This window comes from Pseudomonas mercuritolerans (assembly GCF_025706525.1).
Taxonomy (GTDB): Bacteria; Pseudomonadota; Gammaproteobacteria; order Pseudomonadales; family Pseudomonadaceae; genus Aquipseudomonas; species Aquipseudomonas mercuritolerans.
This window is the reverse complement of sequence record NZ_JAMSHA010000008.1, coordinates 168,600-192,911: the sequence shown is the minus strand read 5'-3', so window position 1 is coordinate 192,911 and position 24,312 is coordinate 168,600. Positions and strand designations below refer to the sequence as shown.

Sequence of the window (24,312 nt, the reverse complement as noted above, 5' to 3'; positions counted from 1 at the left end):
ATGGAATCAGCAAGTGCGTCAAACACTTCTTGGCTCGGTGCGACATTGGCCATATCCGCGTTCATTTTCGGATTGGTTGGGGTTGCGGCTCTTGTCTGGCAGGATAAAACAATTCTTTTAGCTATAGCAGCTGGAGCCTCCTTTACCCTTGCGGTTGGGCTGTGGGTAATCACACACAAACAAAGTAAGCGCATCAGTGAACTGGAAATCGATCTAAAGGAATCAAGGCGCCAGGCAGGAGAATGGAGTGCCACGTCCAACAGTATTTCCGTGGCGATACGCTCCATGTATGAGCTAGCTGCCTTAACACCGGAGGCTCCTGCTCGCCGAGTAAGACCCCGCAATCAGGATGATCAAAATGATAACGAGTAATGATCTTGACAGTATCAAGTATCTTCCATGCCTTAGATCAAGGAGGGCGGAACTTCGCGGGTATAGGGAGCTTAGACAATCTACGAAGGATGATTTAATTCCTCTAATTTCTCTTGGTAAACTCGGGACAACATCCGGTGTTCAGCAAGTTTTAGATGCGGTAAAAAGTATTGTTCCTCGTGCTTTTATAGATATCAATTCGAATAGCCACCAGCACTGTGCGAACTTTTCAGAGTATCTTGATCCTGCCGGAAGTTATGCCGCATGGAGAGATCTTTTTAACGGTAGTGAGAACTACATTCCAACAGCAGTGTTGGAGCAAGGTGGCAATGTTCGCTCGTATATTCGGCAAGTAATTGAAATAGAAAGGCGGCATGGCGTTGTAGCTATTCGTTCGAGAAATGGTGCGCACGATTTACCTGCCTTACAAGCGGCGATCTCTGCTGTTGATGACGTAAACAATATTCTGTTCGTGTTGGATTTTGGTTATATCAGAGGCGCGATTGCACCACGAGAGTCTGAAGCTAGGCGTCTAATTTCTGCTTTAAGGACGATTGATCCTGTGGCGCGTGTCGCTGTCGTCGGATCCTCATATCCTCGCTCTGTCGCAGCCTATGGTGAAGAAAACGGTGTGTTAGAAATTGAAGAGCGGGAGCTTCATGCGCAGATTGGTGGCGATCGTGTAGCAATTTACGGCGACCATTCATCAATATTTTCAGAGCCGTTTGAGCCTAGTATAAGTAGATACGTGCCAAGAATTGATTACTGCCTGGAAGATTCATGGATTTATCGTCGGTATCGAGAGAGCGCTGGCGGATACGTGCAATGCGCGAGATCAATAATTCAGTCTCCCGATTGGGATCCAGCATTTACCCAGCTCTCATGGGGAGCCGCGAAAATTGAAGAAACAAGCGTCAGCGTACCTGCAGGTTTCGCGGCACCAGCAAACTGGATTGCTGCGAGAGTAAACATGCATATCGAACGTCAACACATTGTATCGCAAGTTAATGATGACGATGATTTTGATATCGATATTTAGCGGCGAGATCTTGCTATTACAGGTCCCGAAGGAGCATTTATAAGGTCTGGATGTTCTGTCGGAATCATCGGGTACTTCGTTAAATCGTGCGCTTCAATGGTAAAGGCGGTTGGTGGTTTAGAACCAACCGTTCTTCTCAGTGCTGGAATAGCGTCATAAGATCCTGTCTTCTCGCGCTGGTGTAAGAAGCGGATGTGAACTTCCTTAAAACGTGTTTTTATTGCAGTGCGAGCGCCGTCAGCTAGTATCTTTGTCGGTAATTTTTTTGCGAGCTCGACTAGTTCAGTTCTGCGGTTTGTTTTCTGATGCTTTATGCCGTTGGCGGTCAAAAGGCGACGTAGCTCAGTAACTGTTATTAAGCTTATAGAAGCATCAGGAGATATTGATTGCGCCCGAGGACGAACTTTTTCAGTTATTTCGCCATTGTCCGAGGCAGTCCATAGGCCGACACCGTTCACATTTTTAATAAGTTCTAAAGCTCGTTTTTCAAACTTTTTTGCTACTACGAGAACAAATTTTTCGAAATGCCGGGAAAAAGACTCTATCTGTGCGGGAAGCCTGGTAAGGGAATCTCTCTCGGACTTTAGTTCAAAGCCCCAAAGGCGACCATTTGCAAGAACGATATCGGTTCTATGCGTCCAATTATCTACCGTTAGTTCTGAAACCAATACAGAGTTTTCATCCAAAACTCCGGAATTTATCAAGCGGTCAATAACTGCAGCTTTGAGAAGTGCCTCCGCGCTCATATCAGAGCTCATATGTCCCTCCGCCAAACATCGTGGACTAGCCTTTGCGCCGGGCTGCACTCTATAGGAAGCTTTACCATGGTGGAAGGGGCCTCTTAGGTTATCCGATCAATGAAGCTCAGGCTCATCAGTAGGCTAGCTTCGTTCTGAAATTCTTCAAAGGCTATCGAGTTACGACGAGAGCAGAGATAACGGCTATGCGATTCGACGTCGTGTTTTGATTAACCAAAGGAATCGTAGCGAAGCAGGGGAAGCGGGAGCTCATAATAGGTGGATAAAAAGACGGACATCCCTGCAGAAATCTCAGCTTGAGGAAACCTGCGAGTCTGATAACCCGTGTAGGGGGGGGCCCTTCAGGAGGACCCGTAAAATCTGCCGCTACGGCTCCTCGCCTGGGACTAGTCGCACACAGCAATCGGCAGATCGGGAGCTATCTGGCGCGTCCATTCGCGCTGAAGGTTCACGCCGTGAAAAGGGGCGAGGGGAAAGCTAATCCGTAGGTAGCGAAAAGGCAGTGTTCCACAAGTTCCATGTGTTCCAGAAACGTCGGAGGTCACGGAATACGAGGCTTTCAGAGGCGGAACACTAAATGCGAATAACCGGAACACCAGTTACGCGGAACACGTTTGGTGTTCCGCGATTTGGTGATCCGGCTAAGGGTGGAAAGCAACACCGTAGGTATCGGCGATGCGGTGAGTCATGCGGCTAGCAACTGCTCCATGGACAGTGCATAGGCTTTATCTCTGATTGTCTTCTCGCTGATGCACGAAGCCCCATGCGGGGTTTGCAAGGGCACATAGAGCTCACTCAACGAGCTTGTCCATCCCAAGGCTTTCTCGGTGGTTTCCAAGTGTGCCGCGACGGTGACGAATTCCTGAGCGGCCTTGTCCATGCGGTCAGCCCACATGATCCGCGCTACGCGTAGCTGGCGCTGACGAAGATCTTTCAAAACTTCTCTGATCTCTGCAATTTCCACATCGAGCTTCTCGACTTCGTTTTTCAAGGCCTGTGCGGTCGCTGCCAATCCTCGCTTGCCACGTGTCACCATTGCCAGTGCTTCGGAGGCGAGACGCAGCGCATTCTCCGCACGCTGCTCATCTGCGTCGTCTCCGTCACTGAGAGCTACCGCATAACTCGCCGCGGCTTGTTTCTCCGCATATTGGGCCTTCTCGACTTCGGCTCGTTTTATTTGCCGATAATGCCGACGGTCTGAATCATTTGGCGACTGAATAACATGAATCTGAGAGGTGATAGCGGCCGGCATTGCACCAACCACTTTCCACCAGACGAAAAAAAAAGGCCCTGCTTTCGCAAGACCTTTTTCTCTGTGTTGGTGCCCCGAGGGAGACTCGAACTCCCACTCCTTTCGAAAACGGATTTTGAATCCGCCGCGTCTACCAATTCCGCCATCAGGGCTCAATGGCGGCGAAGTATAGAGAGGTGATTACCGTTGGTCAATCACGTTTCATGGTCAATTTTTGATATTTCCGCTAGACTTTCCGGCCCTGCTAGACGAACCCCATCATGCGCGTTGCTGACTTTACTTTCGAGCTTCCTGATTCGCTGATCGCCCGCCATCCGTTGGCCGAGCGTCGCGGTAGTCGCCTGCTGACCCTTGATGGGCCGAGCGGCGCCCTGGCACACCGTCAATTCACTGATTTGCTTGAGCATTTGCGCCCGGGCGATTTGATGGTGTTCAACAATACCCGGGTGATTCCGGCGCGGCTGTTCGGGCAGAAAGCGTCCGGCGGCAAGCTGGAAATTCTCATCGAGCGCGTGCTCGATGCGCACCGCGTGCTGGCGCATGTGCGCTCCAGCAAGTCGCCGAAGCCGGGTTCGAAGATCCTTATCGACGGCGGTGGCGAAGCCGAGATGCTGGCGCGTCATGATGCGTTGTTCGAGCTGGGTTTTGCCGAGGAAGTGTTGCCGCTGCTCGATCGCGTCGGGCACATGCCGTTGCCTCCTTATATAGACCGCCCGGATGAAGGCTCGGATCGCGAGCGTTACCAGACCGTGTATGCCCAGCGTCTGGGCGCGGTGGCGGCGCCGACGGCGGGGCTGCATTTCGATGAGCCGCTGATGCAGGCGATTGCTGCCAAGGGCGTCGAGACTGCGTTCGTGACGTTGCACGTCGGCGCGGGGACGTTTCAGCCGGTACGTGTCGAGAAGATCGAAGATCACCACATGCACAGCGAGTGGCTGGAAGTCGGCCAGGATGTGGTCGATGCGGTCGCTGCGTGCCGTGCGCGTGGCGGCCGGGTGATTGCGGTCGGCACCACCAGCGTGCGTTCGCTGGAAAGTGCGGCGCGCGATGGTGTGCTCAAGCCGTTCAGTGGCGACACCGACATCTTTATCTATCCGGGCCGGCCGTTTCATGTGGTCGATGCCCTGGTGACCAATTTCCATTTGCCGGAATCCACGCTGTTGATGCTGGTTTCCGCGTTTGCCGGTTATCCCGAAACCATGGCCGCCTACAAGGCCGCCGTGGAAAACGGATACCGCTTTTTCAGTTACGGGGATGCGATGTTCATCACCCGCAATCCCGCTCCAACTGCCCCTGAACAGACAGGCCCAGAGGAAACAGAATGAGTCGCGAATGTCGAATGTCCTTTGAGCTGCTGGCCACCGATGGCAAGGCTCGTCGTGGTCGCCTGACCTTTCCCCGTGGCACCGTCGAGACCCCGGCGTTCATGCCGGTCGGCACCTACGGTACGGTCAAGGGCATGCTGCCGCGCGACATCGTTGCCACGGGCGCGGAAATCATTCTGGGCAACACCTTTCACCTGTGGCTGCGACCCGGCACTCAAGTGATCAAGGAACACGGCGACCTGCACGATTTCATGCAGTGGAAAGGCCCGATCCTCACCGACTCCGGCGGCTTCCAGGTGTTCAGCCTCGGCGCGATGCGCAAGATCAAGGAGGAGGGCGTGACCTTCGCTTCTCCGGTCGACGGCGCCAAAGTGTTCATGGGCCCGGAAGAGTCGATGCAGGTGCAGCGCGATCTCGGTTCCGACATCGTGATGATCTTCGACGAATGCACGCCGTATCCGGCTGACGAAGACGTCGCGCGGGTATCGATGGAGCTATCGCTGCGCTGGGCGCAGCGTTCGAAGAATGCCCACGGTGACAACACCGCAGCGCTGTTCGGCATCGTTCAGGGCGGCATGCATGAAAACCTGCGCATGCGCTCGCTCGAAGGCCTCGACAAGATCGGCTTCGACGGCCTCGCCATCGGCGGTCTGTCGGTGGGCGAACCGAAGCACGAAATGATCAAGGTGCTGGATTATCTGCCGGGGCAGATGCCCGCTGACAAACCTCGTTACCTTATGGGCGTTGGCAAACCGGAAGATCTGGTTGAGGGTGTGCGCCGCGGGGTGGACATGTTCGATTGCGTGATGCCAACCCGTAATGCCCGCAATGGGCATCTGTTCATCGATACCGGTGTGCTGAAGATCCGTAACGCGTTCCATCGCCATGATGAATCGCCGCTGGATCCGACCTGCGATTGCTACACCTGCCAGAACTTCTCGCGCGCTTATCTGCATCACCTGGACAAGTGCGGCGAAATGCTCGGCAGCATGCTCAATACCATCCATAACTTGCGCCATTATCAGGTGCTGATGGCTGGTTTGCGCGAGGCTATTCAACAGGGTACATTGGCCGCCTTTGTCGATGCCTTCTACGCCAAACGCGGACTTCCCGTCCCGCCTTTGGACTGAGTTTTCTGACCCCAAGATTCAACATTTGCAACTGGAGTGCTAAATGAGCTTTTTTATCTCTAACGCCATGGCTGACGCAGCTGCACCGGCTGCTGCAAGCCCAATGGGCGGCGGCTTCGAGTGGATTTTCCTGGTCGGCTTCCTGGTCATCTTCTACCTGATGATCTGGCGTCCACAGGCCAAGCGCGCCAAAGAGCAGAAGAACCTGCTGAGCAGCCTGCAGAAGGGCGACGAAGTCGTGACCACTGGCGGCATCGCCGGCAAGATCACCAAGGTTGCCGATGACTTCGTGGTTCTGGAAGTGTCCGACACCGTGGAAATGAAGTTCCAGAAAGGCGCCATCGCCGCCACGCTGCCAAAAGGCACGCTGAAAGCGATCTAAGAGCAACAACTTCTACTCAATCGACGGGGCGCGCAAGGCGCCCCGCGTTCATAACGGGCGGCGTGATGCTGAACAAATACCCTCTGTGGAAATACATTCTGATCCTGGCGGTGCTGGCGATCGGTCTGATTTATTCCGCTCCCAATCTTTACCCCGATGACCCGGCGATTCAGATCAGCGGCGCCAGCACGGCTCTGCAGGTCAATGACGCCGATCTGGCTCGCGTCAGCACAGCGCTGAAAGAGTCCGGCATCAACGTCAAGGCGGCCACATTGACCGCGGGCGGCAAGGGCGGTCTGATCCGTCTGAGCAAGGCTGAAGATCAGCTGCCGGCCAAGGACGTAGTACGCAAGGCATTGGGTGATGACTACGTCGTCGCGCTGAACCTGGCACAGACCACCCCGCAATGGCTGCGCAACCTCGGTGCGCACCCGATGAAGCTGGGTCTGGACTTGTCCGGTGGTGTGCACTTCCTGCTCGAAGTGGACATGGACAAAGCCCTCGATGCACGCCTGAAAGTCTACGAAGGCGACGTCAAGAGCCTGCTGCGCAAAGAGAAGCTGCGCTATCGCAGCCTGCCGCAACTGGGCGGTGCCATTCAGTTGGGCTTCAGCGATGAAGACTCCCGCGAACAGGCCCGTGCGCTGATCCGCAAGAATTTCAACGATTTCGACATTGTTCCGGCCGACCTCAACGGTCAACCGGTGCTGCGTCTGGCGATGACCCCGGCCAAGCTGGCGGAAATCCGTGAATACTCCATCAAGCAGAACCTGACAACGGTACGTAACCGCGTCAACGAGCTGGGTGTTGCCGAACCGATCGTCCAGCGTCAGGGCGCCAACCGCATCGTGGTTGAGCTGCCGGGCGTGCAGGACACTGCCGAAGCCAAGCGTATTCTCGGCAAGACGGCCAACCTTGAGTTTCGTCTGGCTGCCGAGCCGGGCGCTTCGAAAGCCACTTCCGAATCGTTCGAATTCCGCGAAGGCAATCGTCCTCCTGCGCAGATCGAGCGTGGTCTGATCATCACCGGTGACCAGGTCACCGACGCCAAGGCCGGTTTCGGCGAACACGGCACGCCTGAAGTGAACATCCGTCTGGATGGTCACGGTGGCGAGCTGATGAGCCGCGCGACCCGCTCCAACGTCGGCCGCAGCATGGCGGTGATCTTCATCGAACAGCGTCCGGTCACCACTTACACCAAGCAAGTGGTCGATGGCGTCGAGAAAGACGTCGCGGTGCAGACGTTCAAGGAAGAGAAGAAGATCATCAGCCTGGCGACCATTCAGTCGCCGCTGGGTGCGCAATTCCGCATCACTGGCCTGAACGGTCAGGGCGAATCGTCCGAACTGGCGCTGCTGCTGCGTGCCGGTGGTCTGGCTGCACCGATGTACTTCGCTGAAGAGCGCACAATCGGTCCGAGCCTGGGTGCTGACAACATCACCAAAGGTATCGACGCTTCCCTGTGGGGCATGCTGTTCGTATCGCTGTTCATCATCGCCATCTACCGCTTCTTCGGCGTCATCGCCACCGTCGCGCTGGCGGTGAACATGGTGCTGCTGCTGGCGTTGATGTCGTTGCTGGGCGCCACGCTGACCCTGCCGGGTATCGCCGGTATCGTCTTGACCATGGGTATGGCGGTCGACGCCAACGTACTGATCTTCTCGCGGATTCGTGAAGAGATCGCCGCCGGCATGACTGTGCAGCGGGCAATCAACGAAGGCTTCGGCCGGGCATTTACTGCGATTCTCGACGCCAACCTGACCACCTTGCTGGTCGGCGGCATTCTCTTCGCCATGGGCACCGGCCCGGTGAAGGGTTTCGCAGTGACGATGTCCCTCGGGATCTTTACCTCGATGTTCACGGCCATCATGGTGACCCGCGCAATGGTCAACCTGATCTTTGGCGGACGTGACTTCAAGAAGTTGTGGATTTAAGGGGCTGCCATGTTACGTACAATCAACTTCATGGGCGTTCGCAACTTCGCGTTCGGCGTCACCGTGTTGCTTACCGTCATTGCCTTGTTCAGTGTCGCCACCAAGGGCATGAACTGGGGCCTGGACTTCACCGGCGGTACGCTCATCGAGCTGACCTACGAGCGTCCGGCCGATGTCACCAAGGTGCGCGAGCAACTGGCGACCTCCGGTTATCACGAAGCCGTGGTGCAGAACTTCGGTGCGACGACCGACCTGCTCGTGCGCATGCCGGGTGAAGACCCGCAGTTGGGCCATCAAGTAGCGGAAGCGCTGCAGAAGGTCGGCGGCGACAACCCGGCGACCGTCAAGCGAGTCGAGTTCGTCGGCCCGCAGGTCGGTGAAGAACTGCGCGACCAAGGCGGCCTCGGCATGCTGCTGGCGCTCGGCGGCATCCTGATCTACCTGGCGTTCCGCTTTCAGTGGAAGTTCGCGGTCGGCGCGATTGTCTCGCTGATCCACGACGTGATCGTGACCGTTGGTATCCTCTCGTACTTCCAGATCACCTTCGATCTGACAGTGCTGGCGGCGGTGCTGGCGATCATCGGTTACTCGCTGAACGACACCATCGTGGTCTTCGACCGGGTGCGTGAGAACTTCCGCGTGCTGCGCAAGGCGACGCTGATCGAGAACATCAACATCTCGACCACCCAGACCCTGCTGCGCACCATGGCGACCTCGATCTCCACTCTGCTGGCGATCGCGGCGCTGCTGTTCTTCGGTGGCGACAACCTGTTCGGCTTCTCCATCGCACTGTTCATCGGTGTACTGGCGGGTACTTATTCGTCGATCTACATCGCCAACGTGGTGCTGATCTGGCTGAACCTGACCACCGAGGATCTGATTCCTCCGGCCAACACCGACAAGGAAGTCGACGACCGTCCATAACGGCCACGATTTCCCGGCTGTCAGCCAACAAAAGGCGCGAGTTGAACTCGCGCCTTTTTTTGTGCTCCAAGGCTGGGAGAAGCGCGGGCGCGTCCCGCATGTGATGGTCAGGAGGTTCATGTGAACAAGTCGTTGCTGGTTGGTGCGGTATTGGGTGCTGTCGGTGTCACAGCCGGGGGTGCTGTTGCCACCTACAGCCTGGTTAAAAGCGGCCCTGAGTATGCGCAAGTATTAGCCGTTGAGCCGGTCAAGACACAGATCAAGACTCCACGTGAAGTATGCAAGGATGTAACGGTGACCCGTCAGGCACCGGTAAAAGATCAACACCAGATCGCCGGTACCGTGGTCGGCGCGCTGGCCGGTGGTTTGCTGGGTAACCAGATTGGCGGCGGTACCGGCAAGAAGATTGCCACGGTGGCCGGTGCGGTCGGTGGCGGTTATGCGGGCAACAAGGTGCAGGAGGGCATGCAGGAGCGTGACACCTACACCACCACGCAAACCCGCTGCAACACGGTCAATGACATCAGCGACAAGGTCGTCGGTTATGACGTGCGTTACTCGCTCGATGGCAAGGAAGGCAAAGTGCGGATGGATCGCGATCCGGGCAACCAGATTCCGGTCGACAAGGAAGGCAAGCTGATCCTGTCGCAGAATGAGCCGGCTCAGTAAGGATTTACGGATGTGAAAAGAAGCACCCTGCGGGGTGCTTTTTTTATACCCGCGATTCAGGGCAGCGCGCGATTCTCACCTGTGGGAGCGAGCCTGCTCGCGAATATGGTCCAACAGTTGATATTTCCTTTGTTGACACGCCCATTCGCGAGCAGGCTCGCTCCCACAGGGAATTGTGCTGTTTGGAATTGTAGGCATAAAAAAAGCACCCCGAAGGGTGCTTTTTGGTTTCGCGTAAAGCTTAGCGCTTCAGCGAGGCCGGCAGGTGCGGCTGGATCGCCGTCAGCACTGCCTTGAAGCATTTGGTGTTGCCGGCAACGATGTGGCCTTTCTCGAGGAAGTCGTGACCGCCGGTGAAGTCGCTCACCAGGCCGCCGGCTTCTTGAATCAGCAGGGCGCCTGCAGCCATGTCCCACTCGGACAGGCCCGATTCCCAGAACGCATCGAAACGACCGGCAGCTACGTAAGCCAGGTCCAGGCTCGCCGAACCGGCGCGGCGGATGCCGGCAGTCTGGCCAACCAGGGCGCGGAACATGCCGAGGTAGTTGTCGAGGTTGTCCATCTGGTCGTCACGGAACGGGAAGCCAGTGCCGAGCAGGGCGCCGTCGAGGCTGGTGCGACCGCTGACGCGCAGGCGACGACCGTTCAGTTGAGCGCCGCGACCACGGCTGGCGGTGAATTCTTCCTGGCGGACCGGGTCCAGAACCACTGCGTGTTCCAGGCGACCACGATATTTGCAGGCAATGCTCACTGCAAAGTGCGGAATGCCACGGAGGAAGTTGGTGGTGCCGTCCAGCGGATCGATGATCCACAGGTACTCTTCGCCTTCGATGCCGGTGCCAGCGTGCAGGCCGGTTTCTTCACCCTGAATCGAGTGATTCGGGTAAGCCTTGCGCAGGGCATCGATGATTTTCTGTTCAGCGGCGCGATCGACCTCGGATACGTAATCCTTGGCGTCTTTTTCGTCGACCTTGATGGTATCCAGGCGCTCGATGGAGCGGAAGATCAGTTCACTGGCGCTGCGGGCGGCGCGCAGCGCGATATTCAGCATGGGCTGCATGGATGTGTCACCTAAGGTTGTTAAAGAAAGCCGCGCATTCTATCAGAACTTTTCTTCAGGTGAAGGACGCTGTTCGCTTTCATAGCTTAACGGTAGGCTGTTCTGTAAGATTTGCCCCCCTTTCCTGTGTCCGAGAGCGCCTCCCTTGCTGCAGAACATTCGTGTCGTCCTGGTCAACACCAGTCACCCCGGCAACATCGGCGGGGCCGCGCGCGCCATGAAAAACATGGGTCTGTCGCGATTGGTGCTGGTCGAACCGCGGGTCTTCCCGCACCACGAGGCCGACGCCCGCGCCTCCGGTGCCGGCGACATCCTTGAAAACGCGCAAGTCGTCGCCACCTTGGAAGACGCTTTGGTCGGTTGCAATCTGGTGCTCGGCACCAGCGCCCGCGACCGGCGCATTCCCTGGCCACTGCTGGACCCGCGCGAATGCGGCAACAAGGTGGTCGAGGAAGCCGGGCAGGGCGCCGAGATTGCCTTGGTGTTCGGCCGTGAAGATTCAGGCCTGACCAATGAAGAGCTGCAGCGATGTCACTTTCACGTACACATCCCTTCCGACCCGACGTTCAGTTCGCTGAACCTCGGGGCGGCGGTGCAGGTGTTGAGTTATGAAGTGCGCATGGCCTGGCTGGCCGCACAGGGTCAGCCGAGCAAGGTCGAGAAAGAAGAAGTGGCCTCGGTGAAAAGCGCCGAGCTGGCGACCATGGATGAGCTGGAGCGATTCTATGAGCACCTGGAGCAAACGCTGGTCGCCATCGAATTCCTCGATCCGGAAAAACCACGGCACTTGATGGCGCGCCTGCGCCGGTTGTATGGACGCAGCTCGGTCAGCCGGGCGGAAATGAATATTTTGCGTGGCATCCTCACGGAAACCCAGAAAGCGGCCCGTGGCGAGCTTCTAAAGCGGAAGGATTAAATGATGTTTGAGCGTTTGCGTGAAGATATCCAAAGCGTATTCCATCGAGACCCGGCGGCGCGTAACGCTTTTGAAGTCCTGACCTGCTACCCCGGCATGCATGCGATCTGGATTCATCGACTGGCCGGCATGCTCTGGCGCAACGAGTTGAAATGGCTGGCGCGGCTGGTGTCGAACTTCGGTCGCTGGCTGACCGGGATCGAGATTCACCCGGGCGCCAAGGTCGGTCGGCGGTTCTTCATCGACCACGGCATGGGCATCGTCATTGGTGAAACCGCCGAGATCGGCGACGACGTGACTATCTATCAAGGCGTGACCCTCGGCGGCACCAGCTGGAACAAAGGCAAGCGTCACCCGACGCTGGGTGATGGCGTGGTGGTCGGCGCCGGTGCCAAAGTTCTCGGCCCGTTCACGGTGGGTGCCGGCGCCAAAGTCGGCTCCAACGCTGTGGTCACCAAGGAAGTGCCGCCGGGTGCCACGGTGGTGGGGATTCCGGGGCGGATCATCGTCAAGACCGACGAAGAGCAGTACGCCAAGCGCAAGGCCATGGCGGAAAAGATCGGTTTCGACGCTTATGGCGTCAGCGAAGACATGCCCGACCCGGTGGCTCGCGCCATCGGCCAGTTGCTCGATCATCTGCAAGCAGTGGACGGGCGTCTGGAAGGAATGTGTGGCGCGCTGAAGGATCTGGGCAGCAATTACTGTGCGAAAGATCTGCCTGAGCTGCGTGAAGAAGATTTCGCCTGCGTGAAGGGCAAGGACGAATCCAAAGCCGGCTGAACCGCGGCGCTGCTTTTCGCGAGCAGGCTCGCTCCCACAGATGAATGCATTCCAATGTGGGAGCGAGCCTGCTCGCGAAGAACGATCACGCGGTTGCGCTGGCTGTCCGCGCCCCGTCTTTGCTATAGTGCGCGCGCTCTTTTGCGGGTAAACCCGACTAAAGCACTAGGTCTTATAGTTGACTTAAATGCTCGGGAATTGCATACTCCCGCCCATTCCGAACTCCGTGGTAACTGTCCATGCGACTGACTACAAAAGGCCGATACGCCGTGACCGCCATGCTTGACCTGGCGTTGCACGCGCAGCACGGGCCGGTGTCTCTGGCCGATATCTCTGAGCGCCAAGGCATCTCCCTGTCCTACCTCGAACAGCTGTTCGCCAAGCTGCGCCGCAGCAACCTGGTTTCCAGCGTTCGCGGTCCGGGTGGTGGCTACCAGTTGTCCCGCGACATGCAGGGCATCCAGGTTGCCCAGGTGATCGATGCGGTGAACGAATCGGTCGATGCCACCAAATGCCAGGGTCAGGGCGATTGCCATTCCGGTGATACCTGCCTGACCCATCATCTGTGGTGCGACTTGAGCCTGCAGATTCACGAATTTCTGAGCGGTATCAGCTTGGCCGACCTTGTGACTCGCCGTGAGGTACAAGAAGTGGCCCAGCGTCAGGACCAGCGCCGTTGCAGCAGCAAGGCGCCACGCCTGGACAAGATTGAAGCGTCCGCCGTCGAATGACAGCCGAAGAGCTACCCGCGGCACGCCAGCCCTGATTTAGGAGATAGTCCATGAAATTGCCGATTTACCTTGATTACTCTGCAACCACCCCGGTTGATCCGCGCGTTGCGCAGAAAATGAGTGAATGCCTGCTGGTCGACGGAAACTTCGGTAACCCGGCGTCCCGTTCCCACGTGTTCGGCTGGAAGGCTGAAGAGTCCGTCGAAAACGCCCGTCGTCAGGTGGCCGATCTGGTCAACGCCGACCCGCGTGAAATCGTCTGGACCTCCGGTGCCACCGAATCCGACAACCTGGCGATCAAGGGCGCGGCACATTTCTACGCCTCCAAGGGCAAGCACCTGATCACCAGCAAGATCGAGCACAAGGCTGTCCTCGACACCATGCGCCAGCTGGAGCGTGAAGGTTTCGAAGTGACCTACCTCGAGCCGACCGAAGACGGTCTGATCACCCCGGCAATGATTGACGCCGCACTGCGCGAAGACACCATCCTGGTGTCGGTGATGCACGTCAACAACGAAATCGGCACCATCAACGACATCGCTGCAATCGGCGAGATGCTGCGCGCCAAAGGCGTGCTGTTCCATGTCGACGCTGCTCAGTCCACCGGCAAGGTCGAAATCGATCTGCAGAAGCTGAAAGTCGACATGATGTCGTTCTCCGCCCACAAGACTTATGGCCCTAAAGGCATCGGCGCGCTGTACGTCAGCCGCAAGCCGCGTGTGCGCATCGAAGCGACCATGCACGGCGGCGGTCACGAGCGCGGCATGCGTTCCGGCACCCTGGCGACCCACCAGATCGTCGGCATGGGCGAAGCGTTCCGCGTAGCCAAGGAAGACATGGCCGCTGAAAACGTGCGCATCAAAGCCTTGAGCGATCGCTTCTACAAGCAGGTCGAGCATCTGGAAGAGCTGTACGTCAACGGCAGCCTGACCGCCCGCGTTCCGCACAACCTGAATCTGAGCTTCAACTACGTTGAAGGCGAGTCGCTGATCATGGCGCTCAAGGATCTGGCGGTATCGTCCGGTTCGGCCTGCACCTCGGCGTCGCTGGAGCCTTCGTACGTATTGCGCGCCCTGGGCCGCAACGACGAACTGGCACACAGCTCGATCCGCTTTACCTTCGGCCGTTTCACCACCGAAGAAGAAATCGACTACGCCGCGCAGAAGGTCTGCGAGGCCGTTACCAAGCTGCGCGCTCTGTCGCCGCTGTGGGACATGTACAAAGACGGCGTCGATATCTCGAAAATCGAGTGGGCGGCACACTAACTATAGAAGCCGCCGGATACAGATCCTGTAGCGACGCGGCGTTAACGCAGCGCAGTTGCAGGGTCTCAAGAGCGGCCCTGATGAGTGAGGATTGAGAATCATGGCTTACAGCGAAAAGGTCATCGACCACTACGAAAACCCGCGCAACGTCGGCAAGATGAACGCGGAAGATCCTGATGTCGGCACCGGCATGGTCGGCGCTCCGGCGTGCGGCGACGTGATGCGTCTGCAGATCAAGGTCAACGATCAGGGCGTTATCGAAGACGCCAAGTTCAAGACCTACGGTTGCGGTTCGGCAATCGCCTCCAGCTCCCTCGCCACCGAGTGGATGAAGGGCAAGACCCTGGACGAAGCCGAAACCATCAAGAACACTCAGCTGGCCGAAGAACTGGCCCTGCCGCCAGTGAAAATCCACTGCTCCGTGCTCGCTGAAGACGCTATCAAAGCGGCAGTTCGCGACTACAAGCAGAAGAAAGGCTTGATCTGAATTTCAAGATTCGGCGACGAGTAAGGAGTCAACGATGGCTATCAGCATGACAGAAGCGGCTGCTCGACACGTGCGGCGCTCCCTCGACGGGCGCGGCAAAGGTGAAGGGATTCGTCTGGGTGTTCGCACCACAGGCTGTTCCGGCCTTGCCTACGTGCTGGAGTTTGTCGACGAGGTAGTGGCGGAAGATCAGGTGTTCGAGAGTCACGGCGAAAAAGTGATCATCGACCCGAAGAGCCTGGCCTACCTGGACGGCACCGAGCTCGATTTCGTCAAGGAAGGGTTGAACGAAGGCTTCAAGTTCAACAACCCCAACGTGCGCGGTGAATGTGGCTGCGGCGAAAGCTTCAACATCTGAGGCTGGTCGTGGGTATTCCTTGTCATTTCGCTTTATTCGAGCTGCAACCGAGCTTCCGCCTGGATCTCGAGCAGTTGGCCACGCGCTACCGTGAGTTGGCGCGCGGCGTCCATCCTGACCGTTTTGCCGATGCATCCGAACGCGAGCAGCGCTCGGCACTCGAGCAATCGGCGCGGCTCAACGACGCCTACCAGACGCTCAAGAGTCCGGCCCAGCGCGCACGCTATCTGCTGAAAATCAGCGGGCATGAAGTGCCAATGGAAGTCACTGTCCACGATCCCGAGTTTCTTTTGCAGCAGATGCAATGGCGCGAAGAGCTTGAAGATCTGCAGGACAGTGCCGACCTCGACGGTGTCGCCGTGTTCAAGCGTCGCTTGAAGGCGGCTCAGGAGCAGCTCAACGAAAGCTTCGCAGCCTGTTGGGATGATGCAGCGCAACGCGAGCAGGCCGAACGCCTGATGCGGCGCATGCAGTTCCTCGACAAGCTCACCTACGAAGTGCGCCAGCTGGAAGAGCGCCTCGACGATTAACCCAGTGCTGCCCTGATTGCACGCTGACAGACAGACAAGACCTGATCACCATGGCTCTACTGCAGATCGCCGAACCCGGCCAAAGTCCTCAACCGCACCAGCGCCGTCTGGCTGTGGGCATCGACTTGGGTACTACCAATTCGCTGGTCGCTGCGCTGCGCAGTGGTCTTTCCGAACCGCTGGCCGACGCCAACGGGCAGGTCATCCTGCCGTCCGCCGTGCGTTATCACGCCGACCGCGTTGAAGTCGGTGAGTCCGCCAAGCTGGCGGCAGCCTCTGATCCTCTGAACACCGTGCTCTCGGTCAAGCGCTTGATGGGTCGTGGTCTGTCCGACGTCAAGCAATTGGGCGAGCAACTGCCGTACCGCTTTGTCGGCGGCGAATCGCACATGCCGTTTATCGATACCGTGCAAGGCCCGAAAAGCCCGGTTGAAGTCTCCGCCGATATCCTCAAGGTCCTGCGTCAGCGCGCTGAAGCGACCTTGGGTGGCGAACTGGTTGGCGCGGTAATCACCGTTCCTGCCTACTTCGACGATGCGCAGCGTCAGGCCACCAAAGACGCGGCCAAGCTCGCCGGTCTCAACGTGTTGCGTCTGCTCAACGAGCCGACCGCTGCTGCGGTGGCTTATGGTCTGGATCAGCACGCTGAAGGTCTGGTGGCGATTTATGACCTCGGTGGTGGTACCTTCGATATTTCGATTCTGCGTCTGACTGGCGGCGTCTTTGAAGTTCTGGCCACTGGCGGCGACAGCGCGCTGGGCGGCGATGACTTCGATCACGCGATTGCCGGCTGGATCATCGAGAGCGCTGGCCTGTCCGCCGATCTCGACCCGGGTGCACAACGCAATCTGCTGCAAATCGCCTGTGCGGCCAAAGAAGCTTTGACCGACGCTGCCAGCGTTGAAGTGGCTTACGGCGACTGGAAAGCACAACTGACCCGCGAAGCCTTCGATGCGCTGATAGAGCCGATGGTCGCGCGCAGCCTGAAAGCCTGCCGCCGCGCCGTCCGCGATTCCGGTATTGAACTGGAAGACGTCCACGCCGTGGTCATGGTCGGCGGTTCGACCCGCGTTCCACGTGTGCGTGAAGCCGTTGCCGAAGCGTTCGGTCGTCAGCCATTGACGGAAATCGACCCGGATCAAGTGGTGGCCATCGGGGCCGCGATCCAGGCCGACACCCTGGCTGGCAACAAGCGCGATGGCGGCGAACTGCTGCTGCTCGATGTGATTCCGCTGTCCCTGGGGCTGGAAACCATGGGCGGTCTGATGGAGAAGGTGATTCCGCGCAACACCACCATTCCCGTCGCCCGCGCTCAGGATTTCACCACCTATAAAGACGGCCAGTCGGCCATGGCGATCCACGTGTTGCAGGGTGAGCGCGAGCTGATCAGCGATTGCCGCTCTCTGGCACGTTTCGAATTGCGCGGCATTCCGGCAATGGTGGCGGGCGCGGCGAAAATTCGCGTGACCTTCCAGGTCGATGCCGACGGCCTGCTCAGCGTGTCTGCCCGTGAATTGGGCTCGGGCGTTGAAGCGAGCATTCAGGTCAAGCCGTCCTACGGACTGACCGACGGCGAAATCGCCAAGATGCTTAAAGATTCGTTCCAGCATGCCAATGACGACAAGGTCGCCCGCGTTCTGCGTGAGCAGCAAGTCGATGCCCAGCGCCTGCTCGAAGCGGTGCAGGGCGCTCTGGAGGCCGATGGCGAGCGTTTGCTCGACGCCGAAGAGCGCATGGTCATCGAACTGCAAATGCAGGAACTGGCCGAACTGATGAAAGGTACGGATGGTTACGCCATCGAGCAGCAGACCAAGCGTCTGTCGCAAGTGACCGATGCTTTTGCTGCCCGCCGCATGGATCTGACGGTGAAAGCCGCTCTGTCGGGGCGCAACCTGAATGAAATCGAGGATATCTGATGCCGCAGGTCATTTTTCTGCCCCACGAGAAGTTTTGCCCTGAAGGCATGGTGGTCGAGGCTGCGCCCGGCACATCGATTCTCGAACTGGCCCACGAACACCATATCGAGATGGAAAGCGCGTGCGGCGGCGTCTGCGCCTGCACCACGTGCCATTGCATCATCCGCGAGGGTTTCGACTCGCTGGAAGAGGCCGACGAGCTGGAAGAAGACTTCCTCGATCGTGCCTGGGGCCTTGAGGCGCAATCGCGTCTGGCTTGCCAGGCTATCGTTGGTGAGGAAGACCTCACCGTCGAGATTCCGAAATATTCGCTTAACCATGCGGCCGAAGCGCCGCACTGACTGGTAAGACTGTCATGAGCTACGGTTGGAATGATGTTCAACGCATTGCCGAAGAGCTGGCCGAGGCCCACGAGGGGCTCGACCCGTATTCTGTAGGTTTTGTCCGTTTGCAGCAGATGATCCTTGAGCTGCCTGACTTCGATGCTACTTCTGGCCGTGTCGGCGAGAAGGTGCTCGAAGCGGTTCAGGAGCTCTGGGCCAAAGAATTGGACTGATCGTCTCGCAGGTTAGGCAATACCCAAGAACCCGCGTATAATTCGCGGGTTTAATTTTTCGCAAATTACCGTTTCTGGAGTTACACCATGGCTGTTCAACGTACTTTCTCCATCATCAAGCCTGACGCCGTTGCTAAAAACGTGATCGGCAAGATCACCACTCGCTTCGAAGACGCTGGCTTGCGCGTTGTAGCTTCGAAACTGAAGCAACTGTCCAAAGCCGAAGCCGAAGGCTTCTACGCTGAGCACAGCGAGCGCGGTTTCTTCGGTGACCTGGTTGCATTCATGACTTCCGGCCCGGTTGTCGTTCAGGTTCTGGAAGGCGAAAACGCTATCGCTCGCAACCGTGAGCTGATGGGCGCTACCAACCCTAAAGAAGCTGCTGCCGGCACCATCCGTGCTGACTTCGCTGAATCGATCGACGCCAACGCCGTTCACGGTTCGGACTCCGAAGCTGCTGCCGCTCGCGAAATCGCTTACTTCTTCGCAGCTACTGAAGTAACCACTCGCTAAGCATTGCTTGCAGAGTGAAGGTGAATCCATGACTACATCGACTGTTAAAACAAACCTGCTGGGTCTGACCCAGCCGGAAATGGAAAAATTCTTCGACTCAATCGGGGAGAAGCGTTTCCGTGCCGGTCAGGTAATGAAATGGATTCACCACTTTGGCGTCGATGATTTCGACGCCATGACGAACGTCAGCAAAGCCTTGCGCGACAAGCTCAAGGCCATTGCTGAAGTGCGTGGTCCGGAAGTGGTCAGCGAGGACATCTCCAGCGACGGCACCCGTAAATGGGTGGTTCGCGTGGCGTCCGGCAGCTGCGTCGAGACCGTGTACATTCCCCAGGGCAAGCGCGGCACCTTGTGCGTTTCGTCCCAGGCAGGCTGTGCCCTGGATTGCAGTTTCTGCTCCACCGGCAAGCAAGGCTTCAACAGCAACCTCACCGCCGCCGAAGTCATCGGTCAGGTGTGGATTGCCAACAAATCTTTCGGCAGCGTCCCGGCCACCGTCGACCGCGCCATCACCAACGTGGTGATGATGGGCATGGGCGAGCCGTTGCTGAACTTCGACAACGTCGTCGCCGCCATGCATCTGATGATGGATGACCTCGGCTACGGGATCTCCAAGCGCCGCGTGACCCTGTCCACTTCGGGTGTGGTGCCGATGATCGATGAGCTGGCCAAGCACATCGACGTGTCCCTGGCGTTGTCCCTGCACGCACCGAATGACGCATTGCGTAACCAATTGGTGCCGATCAACAAGAAATATCCGCTTAAGATGCTGCTCGAGTCGTGCCAGCGCTACATGTCCGCCCTTGGCGAAAAACGTGTGCTGACCATCGAGTACACCTTGCTCAAGGACGTCAACGACAAGCTTGAGCACGCGGTGGAAATGATCGAGCTGCTTAAAGACATCCCGTGCAAGATCAACCTGATCCCGTTCAACCCGTTCCCGCACTCCGGGTACGAGCGGCCGAGCAACAACGCCATCCGCCGCTTTCAGGATCAGTTGCATCAGGCCGGTTTCAACGTCACCGTGCGCACCACTCGTGGTGAAGACATCGATGCCGCATGTGGTCAATTGGTAGGGCAGGTGCTGGATCGCACCCGTCGCAGCGAACGTTACATCGCCGTGCGCGAGTTGAGCGCCGACAGCGATCTGGCACAGAACGCTGCGAACACTAACTAAGAGAGGATCTCTATGTCCCTGCGCTTTGCGCTGCTGTTGCTGATGGCCAGCCTGTGTGCTGGTTGTGTCCTGTCGGGTGACTACAACCCGATGAAGACCAGCAAGGGGCGCGATGAAGCGCGGGCTGCCTACGTGCAGTTGGGACTGGGCTACCTGCAGCAGGGCATGACCGAACGCGCCAAGGTGCCCTTGAAGAAGGCGCTGGAGCTGGACAGTTCCGACCCCGACGCGAATGCGGCCCTCGGTCTGGTGTTTCAGGCCGAGATGGAGCCGGCACTTGCCGACGAGCACTTTCGCAAGGCCCTGTCCTCACGTCCTGCCGATGCACGCATCCTCAACAACTACGGCAGTTTTCTCTACGAAGAACAGCGCTACAAGGAAGCCTACGAGCGTTTTGAACAAGCGGCCGCCGATACCCTGTATCCTGAGCGTTCGCGGGTCTTCGAAAACCTCGGCATGACCGCCGCCAAGCTTGGCCAGCGTGATCTGGCGCAGCAACAGCTGGAAAAAGCCCTGCGCCTGAACCGCCAACAACCACGGGCGTTGCTGGAAATGGCTGAGTTGTCCTTCGAAGACAGGCATTATGTGCCCGCGCGTGACTATTACGACCGTTTCAGCCAGCTCACCGAACAAAATGCACGTAGTCTATTGCTCGGCGTTCGGCTGGCAAAAGTGTTTGAAGATCGCGACAAGGCAGCCAGTTACGGTCTGCAATTAAAACGACTCTATCCCGGTACGCCGGAATATCAGCAATACCTGTCGGAGCAATGATGAAAGCGGCGCATCCCGAAGTTGTAGCAGCGAATCGCGTAAATCCCGGTGAGACCCTGCGCCAGGCCCGCGAAAGCAATGGCTGGTCGCTGGCCGAAGTGGCCCTCAAGCTCAACCTCACCGTGACATCCCTGAGCAATCTTGAAGCCGGCGCTTTCGACAAGCTGCCGGGGCATACCTTCGCTCGCGGTTACATTCGCGCCTATGCCAAATTGCTCGGCATGGACCAGACCGTTCTGGTTCAGCAGTTCGACCAGTCCACCGGCACCGACTCCCAGGGCAGCAATGTTCACGCCCTCGGTCGTATCGAAGAGCCGGTGCGGGTCTCCCACACCATTTTGCGTATCGTCAGCCTGTTGCTGCTGATCGCAGTCATCGGCGGCGGTTTCGTCTGGTGGCAGGATCAGACTTCGCAGCGCACCCGCGATCTGACCAGCCTCGCACCGGAGCACGTCGAAGTCGAAGGCGCAGACGGCACCACGCAGATCCACCCGATCGACGAGCCGGAAGACCAGGCTGTCGCCGAAAATCAGGCTGACAATTCGACATCGCTGGCCTTGCCGCAGTCGGAAACCAGTGCTGAATCCACCGGCGCCGAGTCCGCAGCGCCAGCAACCGAGCCGGCTGCCCCGGCAGTTGCGCCAAGCGCTCCGGCACAGACGCCTGCGCCAGTGGTGGCGGCTCCGGCCACTCCAGCGCCGAATGTCCCTGCGTCACCGGCCCCGACCGCGCCGGTTGCTCAAGCGCCAAGCGCTGAAGCAGCTGCGCCGGTTGCCGGCGAAGGCCAGGTGCAATTGCACTTCACCGGCGATTGCTGGGCACAGGTGACCGATGGCCGTGGCAAAGTGATTTTCAGTGGTCTGAAGCATAAAGGCGACAGCGTGAGTGTTTCCGGCAAGCCGCCGCTCGCCGTACGTCTGGGCGTCGCTCGCGCGGCACAGGTCAGCTACAACGGCCAACCGGTCGACATCGCTCCGTTCACCAGTGGCGAGACTGCTCGCCTGAAGTTGGGTCAATAAGTCATGCACGGCGAATCTCCAATCAAACGTCGCGAATCGCGCAAGATCTGGGTCGGCAACGTACCGGTGGGCGGCGATGCGCCGATCGCTGTGCAGAGCATGACCAACAGCGACACCAATGACGTCGCCGCGACCGTGGCGCAGATCAATCGTCTGGAAGCCGCCGGGGTCGACATCGTTCGCGTTTCGGTACCGGACATGGACGCCGCCGAGGCGTTCGGCAAGATCAAGCAACTGGTCAAAGTGCCGTTGGTGGCCGACATTCACTTCGACTACAAGATCGCCTTGCGCGTGGCCGAGCTGGGTGTCGACTGCCTGCGTATCAACCCGGGCAACATCGGTCGTGAAGACCGCGTGCGTGCCGTGGTCGATGCTGCCCGCGATCGCGGCATTCCGATCCGCATCGGCGTCAACGCCGGTTCGCTGGAAAAAGACCTGCAAAAGAAATACGGCGAGCCGACCCCGGCCGCGCTGGTCGAGTCCGCTTTGCGTCATGTTGAACACCTCGAACGCCTGAATTTCCAGGACTTCAAGGTCAGCGTTAAGGCCTCCGACGTGTTCATGGCCGTCGAAGCCTACCGCCTGCTGGCCAAGGAAATCGTCCAGCCGCTGCACCTCGGCATCACTGAGGCTGGGGGTTTGCGCTCGGGCACAGTGAAATCCGCCGTTGGCCTAGGTATGCTGCTCGCCGAAGGGATTGGCGATACTATCCGCATCTCGCTGGCGGCCGACCCGGTCGAGGAAGTGAAGGTCGGTTACGACATTCTCAAGTCTTTGCATCTGCGTTCCCGTGGCATCAACTTCATCGCCTGCCCGAGCTGCTCGCGGCAGAACTTCGATGTGGTGAAAACCATGAACGAGCTGGAAGGGCGCCTTGAAGACCTGCTGGTGCCGCTGGATGTCGCGGTCATCGGTTGCGTGGTCAATGGTCCCGGCGAAGCCAAGGAAGCCCATATCGGCTTGACCGGCGGCACGCCCAACCTGATTTACATCGACGGCAAGCCGTCGCAGAAGCTGACGAATGACAATCTGGTGGACGAGCTGGAAAAGCTGATCCGCCAGAAAGCGGCCGAAAAGGTCGAAGCTGACGCTGCCGTTATCGCGCGCGGCTGATCGAATGAATTAAGGAAATTTTGTGAGCAAGTCTCTGCAAGCCATTCGTGGCATGAACGACATCCTGCCCGAACAGACCCCGCTGTGGCGTTATTTCGAAGGCACCGTGGCGCGTCTGCTGGATAACTACGGTTACAAGCAGATCCGCATGCCGATCGTCGAGTTCACCGAGCTGTTCAAGCGCTCGATCGGCGAAGTCACCGATATCGTCGAAAAAGAGATGTACACCTTCGAAGACCGCAACGGTGACTCCCTGACCCTGCGTCCGGAAGGCACTGCGGCCTGCGTACGTGCAGTGCTCGAACACGGCATCACCGGCGGTGGTCAGGTGCAGAAACTCTGGTACATCGGCCCGATGTTCCGCCACGAGCGTCCGCAGAAAGGCCGTTATCGCCAGTTCCACCAGATCGGTCTGGAAGTGTTCAACCTCGACGGTCCGGACATCGACGCCGAGCTGATTATCATGACCTGGCGCCTGTGGGGCGAGCTGGGCATTCGTGATGCGGTCAAGCTCGAGCTCAACAGCCTCGGCACCAGCGAATCCCGTGGTCGCTATCGTGAAGCGCTGGTCGAGTACCTCTCGGCGCGCCACGACAAACTCGATGAAGACAGCCAGCGTCGCCTGAAAACCAACCCGCTGCGCGTGCTCGACACAAAAAATGCCGACACCCAGGCCGTGCTGGTCGATGCACCGAAAATGGCCGACTACCTCGACGACGAGTCCCGCGCTCACTTCGAAGGCCTGAAGGCGCGTCTGGATGCCGTTGGCATTCCTTACGTGTTCAACCCGAAACTGGTGCGTGGCCTCGATTACTACAGCAAAACCGTTTTCGAATGGGTCACCGACAAGCTCGGCGCCCAGGGCACCGTGTGCGCGGGCGGCCGTTACGACGGGCTGGTCGAGCAGATGGGCGGCAAGCCAACCCCGGGCGTCGGTTTCGCCATGGGCATCGAGCGTCTGGTATTGATGCTCGAAACCCTTGAGCAGATCCCGCAGGAAATTTCCCGTCAGGTCGACGTCTACCTCTGCGCCTTCGGTGAAGAAGCCGAGCTGGCCGGTCTGGCCCTGGCCGAACGGGTTCGCGATGAACTTCCAAACCTGCGCCTGCAAGTCAATGCCGGCGCCGGCAGTTTCAAAAGCCAGTTCAAGAAGGCCGACAAGAGCGGTGCGCTGTACGCATTGATCCTCGGTGACGACGAAATGGCCCAGCAAGTGGTAGGTTTCAAACCCCTGCGTGGCCAGGGCGAACAACAAAGCATTGCCTGGGATGCGCTCGCCGCTCACCTGGCCACCTGCGTCGTGCAGGGTTGAAGCTGTCTTAACAGCCGATTTAG

27 protein-coding genes and 1 tRNA gene are annotated in these 24,312 nt (G+C 58.3%); 24 read left to right on the top strand and 4 right to left on the bottom strand.

The window, feature by feature from the left end; translation table 11 throughout:
- Positions 1-372, top strand: coding sequence for a hypothetical protein (locus tag ND528_RS22115; RefSeq protein WP_139217356.1), 372 nt, complete (start codon positions 1-3; stop codon positions 370-372).
- Positions 359-1,411 (top strand): beta family protein, encoded by a 1,053-nt coding sequence (locus ND528_RS22110; RefSeq protein WP_263471247.1) that lies wholly within the window; start codon positions 359-361, stop codon positions 1,409-1,411. Before ND528_RS22115 ends, ND528_RS22110 begins: the two co-directional genes overlap by 14 nt.
- On the opposite strand, the gene ND528_RS22105 is transcribed toward ND528_RS22110, so the two are convergent.
- From ND528_RS22105 to ND528_RS22095, 3 genes are all read right to left on the bottom strand, one after another.
- Complete coding sequence (locus tag ND528_RS22105) at positions 1,408-2,169, bottom strand: sce7726 family protein (RefSeq protein ID WP_263471246.1); 762 nt, start codon at positions 2,167-2,169, stop codon at positions 1,408-1,410. The genes ND528_RS22110 and ND528_RS22105 overlap by 4 nt on opposite strands.
- A 685-nt stretch (positions 2,170-2,854) precedes the next feature.
- Entirely contained in the window at positions 2,855-3,421 is a 567-nt protein-coding gene (locus ND528_RS22100) for a hypothetical protein (protein WP_122611848.1), read from the bottom strand.
- 67 nt (positions 3,422-3,488) lie between these two features.
- A tRNA-Leu gene (locus ND528_RS22095) sits at positions 3,489-3,573 on the bottom strand.
- A gap of 108 nt (positions 3,574-3,681) precedes the next feature.
- On the opposite strand from ND528_RS22095, the gene queA reads away from it, so the two are divergent.
- From queA to ND528_RS22065, 6 genes are all read left to right on the top strand, one after another.
- Positions 3,682-4,746, top strand: coding sequence for a tRNA preQ1(34) S-adenosylmethionine ribosyltransferase-isomerase QueA (gene queA, locus ND528_RS22090; protein WP_016773315.1), 1,065 nt, complete (start codon positions 3,682-3,684; stop codon positions 4,744-4,746).
- Between the two features lie 14 nt (positions 4,747-4,760).
- Entirely contained in the window at positions 4,761-5,876 is a 1,116-nt protein-coding gene (tgt, locus tag ND528_RS22085; RefSeq protein WP_160768392.1) for a tRNA guanosine(34) transglycosylase Tgt, read from the top strand.
- Positions 5,877-5,919: 43 nt separating this feature from the next.
- On the top strand, positions 5,920-6,258 hold the full coding sequence (yajC, locus tag ND528_RS22080; protein WP_016773317.1) for a preprotein translocase subunit YajC: 339 nt from the start codon (positions 5,920-5,922) through the stop codon (positions 6,256-6,258).
- Between the two features lie 65 nt (positions 6,259-6,323).
- Complete coding sequence (gene secD / locus ND528_RS22075; protein WP_016773318.1) at positions 6,324-8,192, top strand: protein translocase subunit SecD; 1,869 nt, start codon at positions 6,324-6,326, stop codon at positions 8,190-8,192.
- Positions 8,193-8,201: 9 nt separating this feature from the next.
- Positions 8,202-9,116, top strand: coding sequence for a protein translocase subunit SecF (gene secF, locus ND528_RS22070; protein WP_150741864.1), 915 nt, complete (start codon positions 8,202-8,204; stop codon positions 9,114-9,116).
- 120 nt (positions 9,117-9,236) lie between these two features.
- Positions 9,237-9,785 carry a glycine zipper 2TM domain-containing protein gene (locus ND528_RS22065; RefSeq protein ID WP_007916907.1) on the top strand — a complete coding sequence of 183 codons (549 nt, stop codon included), beginning with the start codon at positions 9,237-9,239 and terminating at the stop codon, positions 9,783-9,785.
- A 241-nt stretch (positions 9,786-10,026) separates the two neighbouring features.
- On the opposite strand, the gene suhB is transcribed toward ND528_RS22065, so the two are convergent.
- Positions 10,027-10,845, bottom strand: coding sequence for a type III secretion system regulator SuhB (gene suhB / locus ND528_RS22060; protein WP_016773320.1), 819 nt, complete (start codon positions 10,843-10,845; stop codon positions 10,027-10,029).
- A gap of 145 nt (positions 10,846-10,990) precedes the next feature.
- Between suhB and trmJ the strand changes: the two genes are divergently transcribed.
- The 16 genes from trmJ (at position 10,991) to hisS (ending at position 24,289) form a co-directional block, all read left to right on the top strand.
- Positions 10,991-11,761: a tRNA (cytosine(32)/uridine(32)-2'-O)-methyltransferase TrmJ gene (gene trmJ, locus ND528_RS22055; protein WP_073473313.1), complete on the top strand. Its 771-nt coding sequence runs from the start codon at positions 10,991-10,993 to the stop codon at positions 11,759-11,761.
- A 3-nt stretch (positions 11,762-11,764) separates the two neighbouring features.
- Positions 11,765-12,541 carry a serine O-acetyltransferase gene (gene cysE, locus ND528_RS22050; RefSeq protein ID WP_263471245.1) on the top strand — a complete coding sequence of 259 codons (777 nt, stop codon included), beginning with the start codon at positions 11,765-11,767 and terminating at the stop codon, positions 12,539-12,541.
- 239 nt (positions 12,542-12,780) lie between these two features.
- Positions 12,781-13,272: a Fe-S cluster assembly transcriptional regulator IscR gene (gene iscR / locus ND528_RS22045; protein WP_016773323.1), complete on the top strand. Its 492-nt coding sequence runs from the start codon at positions 12,781-12,783 to the stop codon at positions 13,270-13,272.
- A 50-nt stretch (positions 13,273-13,322) separates the two neighbouring features.
- The gene (locus tag ND528_RS22040; RefSeq protein WP_016773324.1) at positions 13,323-14,537 is read left to right on the top strand and encodes an IscS subfamily cysteine desulfurase; all 1,215 of its coding nucleotides are present in this window, start codon (positions 13,323-13,325) and stop codon (positions 14,535-14,537) included.
- A gap of 100 nt (positions 14,538-14,637) precedes the next feature.
- The gene (gene iscU, locus ND528_RS22035; protein WP_003227907.1) at positions 14,638-15,024 is read left to right on the top strand and encodes a Fe-S cluster assembly scaffold IscU; all 387 of its coding nucleotides are present in this window, start codon (positions 14,638-14,640) and stop codon (positions 15,022-15,024) included.
- Between the two features lie 34 nt (positions 15,025-15,058).
- Entirely contained in the window at positions 15,059-15,382 is a 324-nt protein-coding gene (gene iscA / locus ND528_RS22030; RefSeq protein WP_003227904.1) for an iron-sulfur cluster assembly protein IscA, read from the top strand.
- Positions 15,383-15,390: 8 nt separating this feature from the next.
- Positions 15,391-15,912 carry a co-chaperone HscB gene (hscB, locus tag ND528_RS22025; RefSeq protein ID WP_016773325.1) on the top strand — a complete coding sequence of 174 codons (522 nt, stop codon included), beginning with the start codon at positions 15,391-15,393 and terminating at the stop codon, positions 15,910-15,912.
- A gap of 50 nt (positions 15,913-15,962) precedes the next feature.
- Positions 15,963-17,828: a Fe-S protein assembly chaperone HscA gene (gene hscA / locus ND528_RS22020; protein ID WP_263471244.1), complete on the top strand. Its 1,866-nt coding sequence runs from the start codon at positions 15,963-15,965 to the stop codon at positions 17,826-17,828.
- On the top strand, positions 17,828-18,169 hold the full coding sequence (gene fdx / locus ND528_RS22015; protein WP_016773327.1) for an ISC system 2Fe-2S type ferredoxin: 342 nt from the start codon (positions 17,828-17,830) through the stop codon (positions 18,167-18,169). Before hscA ends, fdx begins: the two co-directional genes overlap by 1 nt.
- Positions 18,170-18,183: 14 nt before the next feature.
- Positions 18,184-18,384, top strand: coding sequence for a Fe-S cluster assembly protein IscX (gene iscX, locus ND528_RS22010; RefSeq protein WP_123530472.1), 201 nt, complete (start codon positions 18,184-18,186; stop codon positions 18,382-18,384).
- Positions 18,385-18,471: 87 nt separating this feature from the next.
- Positions 18,472-18,897 (top strand): nucleoside-diphosphate kinase, encoded by a 426-nt coding sequence (gene ndk / locus ND528_RS22005; protein ID WP_024014216.1) that lies wholly within the window; start codon positions 18,472-18,474, stop codon positions 18,895-18,897.
- Positions 18,898-18,925: 28 nt separating this feature from the next.
- Positions 18,926-20,074: a 23S rRNA (adenine(2503)-C(2))-methyltransferase RlmN gene (rlmN, locus tag ND528_RS22000; protein ID WP_024014215.1), complete on the top strand. Its 1,149-nt coding sequence runs from the start codon at positions 18,926-18,928 to the stop codon at positions 20,072-20,074.
- 12 nt (positions 20,075-20,086) lie between these two features.
- Entirely contained in the window at positions 20,087-20,845 is a 759-nt protein-coding gene (gene pilW / locus ND528_RS21995; RefSeq protein WP_212617078.1) for a type IV pilus biogenesis/stability protein PilW, read from the top strand.
- Complete coding sequence (locus tag ND528_RS21990; protein WP_263471243.1) at positions 20,845-21,864, top strand: RodZ domain-containing protein; 1,020 nt, start codon at positions 20,845-20,847, stop codon at positions 21,862-21,864. The genes pilW and ND528_RS21990 overlap by 1 nt, the downstream gene beginning before the upstream one ends.
- A gap of 3 nt (positions 21,865-21,867) precedes the next feature.
- The gene (ispG, locus tag ND528_RS21985; protein ID WP_016773332.1) at positions 21,868-22,977 is read left to right on the top strand and encodes a flavodoxin-dependent (E)-4-hydroxy-3-methylbut-2-enyl-diphosphate synthase; all 1,110 of its coding nucleotides are present in this window, start codon (positions 21,868-21,870) and stop codon (positions 22,975-22,977) included.
- Positions 22,978-22,999: 22 nt separating this feature from the next.
- Positions 23,000-24,289, top strand: a complete 1,290-nt coding sequence (hisS, locus tag ND528_RS21980; RefSeq protein WP_263471242.1) for a histidine--tRNA ligase — start codon at positions 23,000-23,002, stop codon at positions 24,287-24,289.
- Positions 24,290-24,312 lie beyond the last annotated feature (23 nt).

What these genes read in the sequence shown, in the direction of transcription:
- ND528_RS22115 (WP_139217356.1), top strand. Translation starts at nt 1, where the DNA reads ATGGAATCAGCAAGTGCGTCAAACACTTCTTGGCTCGGTGCGACATTG.
- ND528_RS22110 (WP_263471247.1), top strand. Translation starts at nt 359, where the DNA reads ATGATAACGAGTAATGATCTTGACAGTATCAAGTATCTTCCATGCCTT.
- ND528_RS22105 (WP_263471246.1), bottom strand. Translation starts at nt 2,169, where the DNA reads ATGAGCTCTGATATGAGCGCGGAGGCACTTCTCAAAGCTGCAGTTATT.
- ND528_RS22100 (WP_122611848.1), bottom strand. Translation starts at nt 3,421, where the DNA reads ATGCCGGCCGCTATCACCTCTCAGATTCATGTTATTCAGTCGCCAAAT.
- queA (WP_016773315.1), top strand. Translation starts at nt 3,682, where the DNA reads ATGCGCGTTGCTGACTTTACTTTCGAGCTTCCTGATTCGCTGATCGCC.
- tgt (WP_160768392.1), top strand. Translation starts at nt 4,761, where the DNA reads ATGTCCTTTGAGCTGCTGGCCACCGATGGCAAGGCTCGTCGTGGTCGC.
- yajC (WP_016773317.1), top strand. Translation starts at nt 5,920, where the DNA reads ATGAGCTTTTTTATCTCTAACGCCATGGCTGACGCAGCTGCACCGGCT.
- secD (WP_016773318.1), top strand. Translation starts at nt 6,324, where the DNA reads ATGCTGAACAAATACCCTCTGTGGAAATACATTCTGATCCTGGCGGTG.
- secF (WP_150741864.1), top strand. Translation starts at nt 8,202, where the DNA reads ATGTTACGTACAATCAACTTCATGGGCGTTCGCAACTTCGCGTTCGGC.
- suhB (WP_016773320.1), bottom strand. Translation starts at nt 10,845, where the DNA reads ATGCAGCCCATGCTGAATATCGCGCTGCGCGCCGCCCGCAGCGCCAGT.
- cysE (WP_263471245.1), top strand. Translation starts at nt 11,765, where the DNA reads ATGTTTGAGCGTTTGCGTGAAGATATCCAAAGCGTATTCCATCGAGAC.
- iscR (WP_016773323.1), top strand. Translation starts at nt 12,781, where the DNA reads ATGCGACTGACTACAAAAGGCCGATACGCCGTGACCGCCATGCTTGAC.
- ND528_RS22040 (WP_016773324.1), top strand. Translation starts at nt 13,323, where the DNA reads ATGAAATTGCCGATTTACCTTGATTACTCTGCAACCACCCCGGTTGAT.
- iscU (WP_003227907.1), top strand. Translation starts at nt 14,638, where the DNA reads ATGGCTTACAGCGAAAAGGTCATCGACCACTACGAAAACCCGCGCAAC.
- iscA (WP_003227904.1), top strand. Translation starts at nt 15,059, where the DNA reads ATGGCTATCAGCATGACAGAAGCGGCTGCTCGACACGTGCGGCGCTCC.
- hscA (WP_263471244.1), top strand. Translation starts at nt 15,963, where the DNA reads ATGGCTCTACTGCAGATCGCCGAACCCGGCCAAAGTCCTCAACCGCAC.
- fdx (WP_016773327.1), top strand. Translation starts at nt 17,828, where the DNA reads ATGCCGCAGGTCATTTTTCTGCCCCACGAGAAGTTTTGCCCTGAAGGC.
- iscX (WP_123530472.1), top strand. Translation starts at nt 18,184, where the DNA reads ATGAGCTACGGTTGGAATGATGTTCAACGCATTGCCGAAGAGCTGGCC.
- ndk (WP_024014216.1), top strand. Translation starts at nt 18,472, where the DNA reads ATGGCTGTTCAACGTACTTTCTCCATCATCAAGCCTGACGCCGTTGCT.
- rlmN (WP_024014215.1), top strand. Translation starts at nt 18,926, where the DNA reads ATGACTACATCGACTGTTAAAACAAACCTGCTGGGTCTGACCCAGCCG.
- pilW (WP_212617078.1), top strand. Translation starts at nt 20,087, where the DNA reads ATGTCCCTGCGCTTTGCGCTGCTGTTGCTGATGGCCAGCCTGTGTGCT.
- ND528_RS21990 (WP_263471243.1), top strand. Translation starts at nt 20,845, where the DNA reads ATGAAAGCGGCGCATCCCGAAGTTGTAGCAGCGAATCGCGTAAATCCC.
- ispG (WP_016773332.1), top strand. Translation starts at nt 21,868, where the DNA reads ATGCACGGCGAATCTCCAATCAAACGTCGCGAATCGCGCAAGATCTGG.